The organism is Paraglaciecola arctica (genome assembly GCF_018861065.1).
Lineage (GTDB): Bacteria > Pseudomonadota > Gammaproteobacteria > Enterobacterales > Alteromonadaceae > Paraglaciecola > Paraglaciecola arctica_B.
In genome coordinates this window covers 596,731-609,239 of the sequence record NZ_JAHKQO010000036.1, presented here as the reverse complement: position 1 = coordinate 609,239, position 12,509 = coordinate 596,731, and the positions used below count along the sequence as shown (strand labels likewise).

The window sequence follows — 12,509 nt, the reverse complement described above, 5'->3', positions numbered from 1 at the left end:
TACATTGCAACAGGTAAGTGCTGGCGACTATGCAAGATCTTATTGAAATCAGAAGCCAAGCTAAACGCAATATACTTGTGAGCGCATTGCTGGGAGTGGTAGGTCTGTGTTTGGGCAGCATTAGTTTTTCAATCCTTCCTAAATCACTATTCTTAGTTGGGATCTTCATAACATGTGGATCACTTGTCACCTTGCTGATTGCTTGGGTTAAATATCGGGAGCCCGCATTTAGTTTTCTTATTTCCAGAACATCTATTCTTTACCAGCATCGACACGGTAAATGGCAGCTAGATTGGCATAATATCCAACGAATTGATGTACCAACAGTGACCCAAGGATTAGAGCGTGCTCCGCTCGATATGGTAGGTATTAGAATTAAAGACTATTCAGTCTTTTTAAAAAATGTCTCACCTAGATTGATGACCAATATATTAATGGAGCAGCGTTCCTTATTATTTCACGAATTACCTAAGTCCAAGGATTGTTCTAGTGGTAACTGTTATAGCGATGACATGTTAGAGGGAGACTATTTCAAGGATGATAAAGGTATAGAGTACAAGGGGATCCAAGCAATGTTTGCCAATCGCATGCTTAAATTAAGGCAACGCTTAGGCTACGATCTTTTTGTAGCTGGTTCTGAGCTAGATCGCCCCGAACAGGAGTTTGTTGATTTGTTGCGGCAATGTCAGTATCGAGTATTTAGGACTGCCACTAAGTAAGGCCTAAATACTCTCTAAATTTAGGTTAAACAATATTTGCGTTTTTTACGGCAATCAAAAGATCAATTGACTCACGTTTTAGTTTGCCCATCCTTAATTTTGCGAGTTCAAATTGTTTTCTTTTTAATGCGCCTTCCATATCAGCACAGATCGTTAACATAGCCGGCACTCCTGTATAACAGCAAACGCCGTGTAATTGATGCACTTTGGCTTGCATTTTGTCATAGTTTTCGAGCTGGCTGGCTTGTTCAATTGACTCCACTAAACCCGAAAGTTGTTGCACAAATTGCTGCAAAATATCCTTTGCAGCTTCCTCGTTTTGATTGGCACGTTTAAGTGCTAGGGACCAGTCAAAACTAAGTTGCTCTTCGTTTATCGGATCAGCTATCTGACACCAGCGTTTGATTAAGTCAATTAAATCAGACAAGTTGATAGGTTTAGGTAAGTAATCATCCATACCTGAAGCGAGCAGTCGATCTTGCTCTTCTTTAAAAGCATGAGCAGTGACCGCAATAATTGGTGTGCCTAAGTTTAAATCTGTTTGTCTTATAAGTTTGGTCGCTTCGAGTCCGTCCATGTTTGGCATTTGTACGTCCATTAAAATCACGTCAAATTCGTGTTCCTTACATTGTGCGACAGCATCTGCGCCACTGTAAGCCAAGGTAAGTTGCAAGTTGGTGTTTTTTAACCAAGTTGTGAGTAAGCGTAAGTTAATTTCCATATCGTCGACTGCCAAGACATTGGCTGCCGGTAATGCAGCCAAACGCTGCTGTAGCTTATCGGTGGGACTTTCTGATGGTTCATGTAATAGGCTATTGAGTTTACCTAAGGTTAAAGGAAGACGTATTTTATGTGCAAAGTATTGTGAAAGATCATTACGATTTGATAACGAGTCTATGCCTGAATATAGCAATACTGAATCATCTGTATCTATGTGCCGCGTGGCTTCTAAAATTCCGGGTAAATTATTCTCTTTGTTTTTTGGCACACATATGAGCGCTAAATCATAATGTTGTTTTAGTTCTTTTAGGTAGGCTAGTGATTCAACTCCAGTTACACTTGCGCCTAAATAGGTGAGTATTTTTACACCACAATGACGGGATTGAGGAAAAGGATCAAAATACACGATTTTCTTGTTTTGCCATTCACTATCCGGGCTTAAGCTAAGGTTGGTATTAAGCAAGTTACATCTGATTGTTACTGTGAAAGTACTACCAGAGTTTGGGACACTTTGAAGGCTCAGTTCACCGCGCATCAGTTTCACTAATTCTTGGCAGATTACCAATCCTAAACCTGTGCCTTGATATGAACGACTCAATGCGTCATCTACTTGAGAAAATGCCGTAAAAAGTTTTCTTTGGTCTTCGCGACTTATACCGATCCCAGAATCTTCAATTTTAAGAACAAGTTCGTATATGCCGTGATTACGTACTCTTCCGTTGGCAGAAAGACTAACAAAACCTTGGTCCGTAAACTTAAGCGCATTCCCTAAAAGATTGTTCAACACTTGTTTTATGCGGTAACTGTCTCCTATTAGCTTTTCTGGAAGCGGCTCTAAATTGTAAATAAACTCAAGATTTTTTAAGTGAGCCGACTTGGCCATAACGCTGACCATGTCTTCCAGCATGTCGTTAGGCGAAAACGGATGATTGTTGATTTTTAACTTACCCGCTTCAATTTTCGAAAAATCCAACACATCATTAACAATGCTTAATAAATTATCTGCAGCTGCATTAATAATACTGACTTGCTCTTGTTTTTCGGGTGGCAACGAATTGGAATTTAACTCTTTACTAAAGCCTAATATAGCGTTCAAAGGAGTGCGTATTTCATGACTCATGTTCGCCAGAAACTGTGATTTGACATTACTTGCCGCAATTGCGTCTTTACGTGCAATATCTAAGCGCACATTTTGTTCTTCTACTAATTCAATATTGTTTCTTAAGTCTTCGGTGGTTTGTTCTACTTCTTTTTCTAGTTGGTGACGGCTTTTCTCTACCAACGCAAGCGAAAATAATACAGCTTCAATAAAAATACCAAATTGAAAACAATAAGTTGTGAAAAAATTAGAAGGTAATATTCCTGCTTGCCCCAACATCCCTATAAGTGTAAACGCGGAAAAAATACTCCATCCAAAAATAAAATATCGAGCGACATAAAATTGGTTACTAAAACTTTCAAAACCTGAATAAGTGAAACAGGTAATAGCTAAAAAAGTGGTTAAATAAACTAAACCACTTTGCCAAACGGGCGGCAGAATATTGAAAATCGATAAAACCCCTAAGGCTATTAACGCGCCGATTAGTATTTTTATGTATCCCAAAGAAGCTGGATGGTTTTTAATCATTTCTAAAAAAGAAACAGTAAACAGTCCCGAAAAAATACCAATGAGCACATAAATTAAATCAGTGTGGGAACTAACCCAAACTGTGATTGAACTGGGCATCAATAAATGTAAATGCCCCCCCCAAACAAACTGCCAAATCAGCACAGATAAAACGTAACCGATGTATGTTGGTAAACTATCTTGGCGTAATCCTAAATACAAAATAAGATTGTATAGGGCCAGCATAACAAGCCCACCGTAGAATAAACCCCATATCAGATTGTCATAGAACTTAATTTGTTGATGACGAAGTTGCGTTTGGATATCAATCGGTGCAATTAGTGCCGAGCGCTGGCTCTCTATACGCACAAACAAATCAATTGTTTGTGCGTAGGGCATATCAATTTTTAACGTTGGAAAACGATATTCTGGGTGGGGGCGGATATTACCCTGACTAACATGACTCAACACTTCGTCATCTAGTAATACAAATATGTCTACTTTTTCTAATTGCGTATAGGCTACATCAATGACCCATTCAGTATTGTCAGTTACATTACTAATAGTGGTATGTAACCAAACCCCCTTGTCTGAAAATCCATAGTTAGGATTGTCGCCAGGTTGCCAAACAAATTCATCAAGTTTCTGTTTGACCTCGAAAACGCCTATTGGATTATCTGTTTCTCGATATACCTTTAATTGCGATGAAAGCCGCAGTGCGTCAAAGGTAGATATAAGTTGCACATTGCCTTGTGCTGATACCAGCATAGGTAGCGACAACAAAATCAAAAGTGAAAATCTGCACAGGTAAAGCAATATTTAATTCAGTCAGTATGGTAGCTATGGATAACATTAAACCATCCGAATTATGCTTCTGGCAATCTTTAGGATGTGTTAATCATGGATAGTAGGTTGTATATCGAGATGATTTTTCACAAATTATATTTGATTGAGAATAATTTAGAGGCCTTCTACCCTCAATTTTGAATACAGGGTATTGGTTAAACCATCGAGATTGGAGGTATATATCTAAGACTTTGTGTTGTACATCTGTTCTCGTAAAATTATGGTCTGCTTGGGAGCGACATTGTAGTTTGCACTTTAAGAAGGCTTATGTGAGTAGCGACAACAACACCAATTGCTCTTCATGTCGTTTTAGCAGATAAAGATAAACTTAGTTGATGTAATCAGCGCCATTTATGAGGTAATCTATTCATCAGAATAGTGAGATCTTAGGTATTATTCGCTTGTAACCAACAATTTAAAACAAGAAGAAGTGGTAAAAAGTCAAACATGAGTCAAGAAACCATTATCAATAAAGACGGCATCGAACAGTTAACGATGCGAAGGTTCACTGAAGAATCTTACTTAAATTATTCCATGTACGTCATTATGGACAGGGCATTGCCGCATATTGGTGATGGATTGAAACCGGTACAAAGACGAATAGTCTATGCAATGTCTGAACTGGGTTTGAATAACGCTGCTAAGTACAAAAAGTCAGCAAGAACAGTGGGTGACGTACTGGGTAAGTTTCATCCTCATGGTGACTCTGCATGTTATGAAGCTATGGTGCTAATGGCACAGCCGTTTTCTTATCGATACCCGTTAGTTGATGGACAAGGTAACTGGGGCGCGCCAGATGATCCTAAGTCATTTGCTGCGATGCGTTATACAGAATCACGTTTGTCAAAGTTTAGTGAAGTGTTGTTAACTGAATTAGGCCAAGGCACTGTAGATTGGCAGCCCAATTTTGACGGTACCTTAGACGAGCCCAAAGTGTTACCCGCTCGCCTACCGCATATTTTGCTAAATGGTATTACAGGTATTGCCGTGGGCATGGCGACTGATATTCCGCCTCATAACGTCCGTGAAGTTGCCAATGCGTGTGCCCATTTATTAGATAATAGCAAAGCTGAGCTAACTGAATTATTAGAATTTGTTCAAGGGCCCGATTACCCGACAGATGCAGAAATAATTACACCAAAGGCTGATATCGCTAAAATATACGCGACCGGTCGCGGTTCAATCAAAATGCGTGCGGTCTATACCGAAGATAACGGTGACATTATTATCTCTGCTTTGCCTCATCAAGCATCTGGCGGAAAAATTCTAGAACAAATTGCTGCACAAATGCAGGCCAAAAAATTACCTATGGTCAGTGACTTACGTGATGAGTCAGATCATGAAAGTCCAACCCGTTTGCTGATAACCCCGCGCTCTAATCGAGTTGATGTAGAACAATTGATGCAGCATTTGTTTGCCACTACCGATTTAGAAAAAAGTTATCGAGTCAATATCAATATGATTGGCTTAGACGGACGACCTCAGGTTAAAGATTTACGAAAGATCCTAACAGAGTGGCTAAGTTTCAGAAAAGACACAGTAATACGTAGACTGCAGTTTCGATTAGACAAAGTACTTGCCAGACTACATATTCTTGAAGCATTAATGATAGCTTTTTTGAATATTGATGAAGTTATTCGCATTATCCGCTACGAAGAAAAACCTAAACAACAACTGATGGAACAGTTCAAATTAACGGATATTCAAGCCGAAGCTATTCTTGATTTGAAATTACGTCATCTTGCTAAACTCGAAGAAGTGAAAATCATCGGTGAGCAAGAAGAACTCGCTAAAGAAAGAGACGCGCTGCAATTATTATTAGGCTCTGACAAACGTTTAAAAACCCTACTTAAGAAAGAAATATTACAAGCTGCTGAGTTGTATGGCGATGATAGACGCTCGCCTATCGTTGCTCGGGGTGAATCTAAAGCTTTGTCTGAGAAAGAGTTAATCCCATCAGAAGCGGTGACGGTAGTGTTGTCTGAAAAAGGCTGGGCTCGGTGTGCAAAAGGCCATGATGTCGATGTAGAAGGGTTAAGTTATAAAGCCGGAGACAGTTATCAAGCTAGCGCTAAGGGGCGCAGCAACCAACAAGTTGTTTTTCTTGACTCGTCAGGCAGGGCGTTTTCTTGTGATGCCCACGGGTTGCCATCAGCGCGCAGTCAAGGAGAACCATTAACAGGCCGCTTTAATATAGTCAGTGGTGAAAAAGTTGAACACCTAGTAATGGGCAGTGATGAACAACAATATCTAATGGCGTCTGATGCGGGTTATGGGTTTGTTGGTAAATTTAGCGATATGGTGAGTAAAAACAAAGCAGGTAAGGCTTATTTATCACTGTCAACAGCGTCTAAGATGATTAGCCCTCAGCCTGTTTTTGACCTTAAAACAGACTGGTGTTTAGCTATTTCGAACGAAGGGCGAATGTTAATGTTTCCGTTGCGTGACTTACCAAGTCTAGGCAAAGGAAAGGGAAATAAATTATTAAGTATTCCGTCAGCAAAAGTGCAGTCTAGAGAAGAGTATGTCAGCGTTTTAGCAGTCGTACCACAAGGTGCCAATGTTAAAATTTTAGCTGGCAAGAGAGGCATGACGTTAACAGCGGCAGATCTTGCTCATTATCAGGGCGAACGGGGAAGGCGAGGGAATAAATTACCTAGAGGATTACAGCGGGTTGATGGAGTTGAAGTTGAAAAAACTGATATGCCACAAAGCGTAACTGGTGAATCAGACTCGTCCGATGGAAATGCTACAGATTTACCGCTGCAATAAAACTGTTATTTGGTCTGCGGATGGAATGATTTCATCCGCTTCTATGGACGTATTAAAGGGTTTAATATAAATGTCGAACGTCTGCTATAGATGTTTATTAGTGTTTTTTTTATTTATATCAGTCGATTCAGCATTCAGTTCCGAAGACTCAACAGTGATTATGATTGGAGTGGATGGAATGAGGGCTGATACATTAGAACGTATGCCCGCACCCAACTTGCAGTTGTTAGCAGACTCTGGAGTTGTCGCCAATATGACCCCTGCGATGCCCACAAAAACATTTGTGAATTTTTATTCTTTAGCTACTGGCTTACATCCCAAAAACCATGGAATGGTATCTAATTACCCTTATGATCGAAAACTGGGGCGCAAATTTAATCGTGAATCTGATGTTGCAGATCCAAAGTGGTGGAGTGGTGAACCGATTTGGATTACAGCCGAAAAACAAGGAGTCATATCTGCTACATATTTCTGGGTTGGTTCAGAAGTTGAAATTGATCACATTCGCCCGTCTTTTTGGAAACCTTATAACAAGCATAAGGACTACTCAGAGCGTATCGATGAAATATTGCAGTGGCTTACGCTTCCTAAGGGCCAACGGCCACGCTTAGTCTTGTTATATTTTTCAGCAGTTGACAGCGCAGCACATGAATTTGGAGTGGGGTCAAAGGAGGAACAAAAAGCGGTTGCTAGGGTTGATAAACATATTGGCGATTTGTTATTGGGTTTGAATAAATTAGGACTTAGAAGTCAGTCAAATATTGTGGTTGTTGCCGATCATGGCATGGTTAATCTATCAGATGAAAGAGTGATTAATCTTGATCCACACATAGATTTGTCAAAGTTTATTGTTGCAGACTGGGCAGACAACAGTAATTCAGTATTTGCGCCCTTCTTAAATTTATATATTGAGCCACATTTGGTGGATGCAGCCTACAACAAATTACATGAAATACATCCTAACATGCGAGTGCTGAAGCGTGGTGCTTTCCCAGTAAATTATTATTTCGACCACCCGCAAAGAGAGCCAGATCTTATGTTATTAGCCGATACAGGTTGGAGCCTGTATGCGAGTCGAAATAACAGTCATCCCCAATCAATGCAAAAATCGGGACGCTCAATAGCAACCCATGGTTATGATAATCAAGATCCTTTGATGCAAGCTATATTTATCGCCAACGGACCCGCATTTAAGAAAAAACTTAAGGCTGAGGCTTTTGATAACATAGAAATATACGGCTTATTGGCGTGCGCTTTAGGCATTAGTCCGGCCAGCACAGATGGAAATATTAGTTCTCTTCAGTATTTAATGGCAAAAGAATGTTTGCCGTAGATTACTTATCCCGAGCTCAGGTTACTTAGGCTCAATTTCTCGTACATGTCGTCTGACTGACAATAGCGATCCCGTCAAACCGAGAAATATTGACAGCCCCAACATCCACAAAAAGGTGCTTAGGTCAGCGCCGGTTAAATTGAAACTCTTTTGATATAGTTCGCTTACTAGGCTGATACTGCTGCTCATCCACCACAACAGTAAAATAACCGCAAACCAAGCCAGTAAACCACCTAAAAAGCCATACCAAAATCCCGTATACATAAAAGGCCTTTGGATAAAGGCATCCGTAGCCCCTACCAACTTCATCACTAAAATTTCATCTTTCTTACTAAGAATATTTAGTCTTATCGTATTGCCAATAATGAGTACCACGGCTAAAAACAACAATAAAGCAATAACAGTGACTAAATCTTTGACAACATTAAGCAAGGCGTGGAGGCGTTCAAGCCATTCGACATCGAGTTTACCAATATCTACTTCTCGTTCATTACGTAACTTGTCTAACAATAGACGCGCCGCTACGGGGCTGGCATGACGAGTTGTTGGGGTGACTAATATTACATTGGGTAACGGGTTTTTATCTAGATACGCAATCGCATCACCAAATCCCGATAATTGTTTAAATTCATCTAGCGCTTGGTCTGCAGAAATATAATTTATCGAATCGATTTCTGGCCAAAGTTGAATACGCTTTAGCAATTGATCGACATCACCTTGACTGGAATTTTCTTTTAGAAATAATGAAATTTGTGAAGCCTGTTCCCAACCAGAACTAATATTCTCGGCATTTTTAACCATTACATAAAGTGTACTAGGCAAGGTAATACTTAGCCCTAACACACCAATTGTCATAAAAGATGCAGCCTTGGAGCGCCATAATTCACCTAAACTACCTAATGCTTGGCGAAAATGACTGACAAAAAACATGATAAAGCGTTGGTAACTTGAAATTTGCGAGATTTGCGCACCTTGCACTCTACCTTGAAACAAAATACTCATACATTTAACCTCACTAATGAATATGTTAAATATAATATAATCAATAGCTTAAACATAAAGTTCATCATTTTGGTAGTCGTCGGTTAAACCATCGGTAATCATCTGTCCTTTTTTGAGTGTCAGAGTCCGATATTTCATTCGCGCAATTAAACCAAGGTCATGTGTTGCGATAAAAACAGATACGCCAGCCTGATTAAAATCTTCAAATAAGCGAATAATTTCCATCGACAATTTAGGATCTAAATTTCCAGTTGGCTCATCTGCTAGTAATAAAGGGGGTTTATTGACGACAGCACGCGCTATCCCCACTCTTTGCTGTTCACCACCTGATAACATAATGGGTAAATTTTTGACTTTGTCACTTAAGTTAACCATTTCTAAAGCCGCATGTACGCGTTTTGCCGTTTCTTTATGGGAATAACCTTCAATAATCAACGGCAAAGCGACATTGTCGAAGACACTTTTATCCATCAACAATTGATGGCTTTGAAAAATCATACCTATGTCACGGCGTATATAGGCAATTTGTTTTCGTTGGATACTACTTAGGTCATGGCCATTGATAAAGACTTTACCTACAGTAGGTCGTTCCATAATGGATATCAGTTTGAGTAAGGTGCTTTTTCCGGCGCCAGAGTGACCGGTTAAAAATGCCATCTCCCCGGGCTCAATATGGAAATCGACCTTACGCAACGCTTGTTGCCCGCCTGGGTAGGTTTTACTGACTTGTTCAAACTTAATCATAAAGTTTCTTAGTTAGTTAAATGCTCTGTTCTGGCTGATTGTCAGACTCTGTAAACAATGCATTTACAAAATCCTGGCTATTAAATGGTCTTAGATCATCAATGCCTTCGCCAATACCAACATAGCGAATAGGAATATCAAATTGATCGGCAATCGCAAAAATCACTCCGCCTTTTGCAGTACCATCGAGTTTAGTTAAGCTTATTCCTGTTAAACCAACTGCCTTATTGAATAATTGAGCCTGGCTAACTGCATTTTGGCCTGTGCCGGCATCTAAGGTAAGCATAATTTCGTGAGGCGCCTCTGGGGCTATCTTCTTCATTACTCTGACTACTTTTTTAAGCTCTTCCATTAGATGATCTTTGTTTTGCAAACGACCCGCTGTATCGGCAATTAAAACATCAATATTTTTTGCTTTGGCTGATTGAAATGCGTCGAAAATTACTGAAGCACTGTCTGAACCGGTTTGTTGAGCAACCACTGGAATATTATTTCGCTCACCCCAAACCTGAAGTTGTTCAACAGCAGCAGCTCTAAATGTGTCTCCAGCAGCTAACATGACTTTTTTGCCTTGTTGCTGGAATTGTTTAGCCATTTTTCCAATAGTAGTCGTTTTACCTACGCCATTTACACCTACCATCAAAATAACGAATGGGCCAGATTCTGCATTCAAGGTCAAGGGGGACTCGACTTTTTTGAGAATGTCTGACATTTGATCTTTCAGCAATTGATATAAAGCGTCGCCATCTTTTAGTTGTTTGCGGTCTGAGCTTTCCGTTAAATGGTTTATGATTTTGACTGTGGTAACCATACCCACATCGGCTACTAATAACTGAGTTTCTAATTCTTCAAATAAATCCTCATCAATGGACTTACCGCGAAATAAACTAACAAATCCGCTACCGATACTTTCTTTGGTGCGCGACAAACCTCGCTTTAACTTACTGAAAAAACCAAGTTGCTGCGACTCTTGTTGTTCACTAGGTAATTCAGTAGTTGATTCGTTATTAGCAATGGGTAAAGAAATATCGGGGTCTTCAAGCGTTTCAGTCGCTTTGTTTTCCGATGTAGCAACAACAGGGGCAAGTTGTGGTTCAGGGTTAATATCAGAATTTTGGGATGGGGAATTCGAATCACTTTCATTATAAGAATGAATGTTTTCTAATTCACTAGAATCTTGCTCTATAGCGGTTTGCTGCTCGCTATCAGTTTCAGAAGTGTGTTGTACTTTAACTTCTTCTTGGGTTGCAAGATCAGCAGTTGCTGAAGTTACAATCGTATTTTCAGAACTATCATTCTTTAATGATTCTGGTTGTAAAGCTGTCTCGTGGTCTTCTTTTGGCTGAGAGGTATCAACAGAGGGATCAAGAGGGGGATCAATAACAACAGGAGAGGCTTCTGGTTGTTTATCTTTTTTAAGCCATTTGAAAAACTTTGACATTCCGGTGAGAAATCCTAGGTAATTGGGTAAACTATTCGCATGATTTCATAATAATAGCATTTCTATACCAAATGAAGCGAGGCGAAAAACGATCCTTAAAAGGTCATAAGTTAAATGGCAGCAAACCAAGTGGTTCCGTGAGAATAATTAGTGGACGTTTTCGAGGTCGAAAGTTGCCTGTTGTTGATGTGCAAGGTTTACGACCAACTACAGATAAAAATCGTGAAATGTTGTTTAGCTGGTTAATGGCATATACCACTGATGCTGTTTGTTTAGATGCATATGCGGGCAGCGGTGGTTTGGGGTTTGAAGCTTTATCTCGCTATGCCGAAAAATGCACTTTTATCGAGTTAGATAGAATGGCAGCAAAAAAACTGGCGGATAATATTCAGTTGTTAGGTTTGTCTTCTCAACAGGCTGAAGTCGTTCAAGGTAATACCTTACAGGTATTAAATACGCTAAATCAGCCCTACGATTTAATTTTTCTAGATCCGCCCTTCAATCAAAATCTGCTTCCGGCAACTATTGAACGAATTAATGAACAATCCTTGCTCGCCATTAATGGTGTTATCTACATCGAATGTGAAGGCAGTCAGTACGTTGTACCTGAAAGCTGGCGATTAATTAAGGAAAAGCGCACCGCCCAAGTTTTGGCTAGAGTTTATCAACGCACTAGTTAATTTTTATATTTCTAAGCCTATGTTAGTCATACCTTCTGAGGTTGCTAATTGCTTTAATTGTTTACAACTAGCCGCGCTTTTCGGACATTTTGATAAGAAGATTAATAGTTCTTGCTGAGTTTCAATTTCCCATTGCATCAGTGGGTGTTGTTTAATTTGCATATCGCTAATATTTTCGTCTTCGCTTGCTTCAATAAATGCTTCTACTCCGCCTTGTGATAATTTACTGACCACAACCGCACCTTGCGGATCTTCACCTTGTATTAATAACATACAAGCAGACATAGACATGGCGACATCTATGGCTGGATAAACGCCGTAGTTGTCAAAATCGCTTGCGTCGGGCACCAACTCTTCAATTTTTTCTAATTGGACTGTAAAATTTATCTTTGCTTTGGGGACAGCTAACCACTCCCAAATTGCGTTTAGACTGTTGCGATATTGAGCTGGGTCGGCAAATTCAGTGGCGTCACAAAAAAGTACATAGTTTGGCAACATTCGTTCTAATAATGTGGCAGAAAAAGCGACGGCGTGCCAGCCTTCTAAATCTCTAACTTGCTGAAATATATTTAACTTTTTATTCAAAATTATTCTCGTTGTAATAGTGCTAACTTAAAAACAAGTGATTAAAGTCTAGTTATTCATG

General features: G+C 39.7%; 9 protein-coding genes. 4 read left to right on the top strand and 5 right to left on the bottom strand.

Annotated elements, in window-relative coordinates; genetic code table 11:
- Positions 1 to 29: 29 nt before the first annotated feature.
- Positions 30 to 719, top strand: a complete 690-nt coding sequence (locus tag KO534_RS15940; protein WP_215930778.1) for a DUF2982 domain-containing protein — start codon at positions 30 to 32, stop codon at positions 717 to 719.
- 25 nt (positions 720 to 744) lie between these two features.
- Here KO534_RS15940 and KO534_RS15935 read toward each other — a convergent pair whose 3' ends face one another.
- Positions 745 to 3,813: a hybrid sensor histidine kinase/response regulator gene (locus KO534_RS15935; protein WP_252732182.1), complete on the bottom strand. Its 3,069-nt coding sequence runs from the start codon at positions 3,811 to 3,813 to the stop codon at positions 745 to 747.
- A gap of 525 nt (positions 3,814 to 4,338) precedes the next feature.
- On the opposite strand from KO534_RS15935, the gene parC reads away from it, so the two are divergent.
- The gene (gene parC / locus KO534_RS15930) at positions 4,339 to 6,663 is read left to right on the top strand and encodes a DNA topoisomerase IV subunit A (RefSeq protein WP_215930776.1); all 2,325 of its coding nucleotides are present in this window, start codon (positions 4,339 to 4,341) and stop codon (positions 6,661 to 6,663) included.
- Between the two features lie 70 nt (positions 6,664 to 6,733).
- Positions 6,734 to 7,996 carry an ectonucleotide pyrophosphatase/phosphodiesterase gene (locus KO534_RS15925; protein ID WP_215930774.1) on the top strand — a complete coding sequence of 421 codons (1,263 nt, stop codon included), beginning with the start codon at positions 6,734 to 6,736 and terminating at the stop codon, positions 7,994 to 7,996.
- Positions 7,997 to 8,017: 21 nt separating this feature from the next.
- Here the strand turns inward: KO534_RS15925 and ftsX are convergent, their stop codons facing one another.
- From ftsX to ftsY, 3 genes are read right to left on the bottom strand one after another with little or no spacing between them, the layout of a single operon-like run.
- Positions 8,018 to 8,998: a permease-like cell division protein FtsX gene (gene ftsX / locus KO534_RS15920; protein WP_215930772.1), complete on the bottom strand. Its 981-nt coding sequence runs from the start codon at positions 8,996 to 8,998 to the stop codon at positions 8,018 to 8,020.
- A gap of 48 nt (positions 8,999 to 9,046) precedes the next feature.
- On the bottom strand, positions 9,047 to 9,742 hold the full coding sequence (gene ftsE / locus KO534_RS15915) for a cell division ATP-binding protein FtsE (RefSeq protein ID WP_215930770.1): 696 nt from the start codon (positions 9,740 to 9,742) through the stop codon (positions 9,047 to 9,049).
- A 16-nt stretch (positions 9,743 to 9,758) separates the two neighbouring features.
- On the bottom strand, positions 9,759 to 11,183 hold the full coding sequence (gene ftsY, locus KO534_RS15910) for a signal recognition particle-docking protein FtsY (protein WP_215930768.1): 1,425 nt from the start codon (positions 11,181 to 11,183) through the stop codon (positions 9,759 to 9,761).
- A 71-nt stretch (positions 11,184 to 11,254) separates the two neighbouring features.
- Here ftsY and rsmD point away from each other — a divergent pair, with 71 nt between their 5' ends.
- Entirely contained in the window at positions 11,255 to 11,863 is a 609-nt protein-coding gene (rsmD, locus tag KO534_RS15905) for a 16S rRNA (guanine(966)-N(2))-methyltransferase RsmD (RefSeq protein WP_215930766.1), read from the top strand.
- 3 nt (positions 11,864 to 11,866) lie between these two features.
- Here the strand turns inward: rsmD and KO534_RS15900 are convergent, their stop codons facing one another.
- Positions 11,867 to 12,451: a YjaG family protein gene (locus KO534_RS15900; protein ID WP_215931246.1), complete on the bottom strand. Its 585-nt coding sequence runs from the start codon at positions 12,449 to 12,451 to the stop codon at positions 11,867 to 11,869.
- Between the last annotated feature and the right edge of the window lie 58 nt (positions 12,452 to 12,509).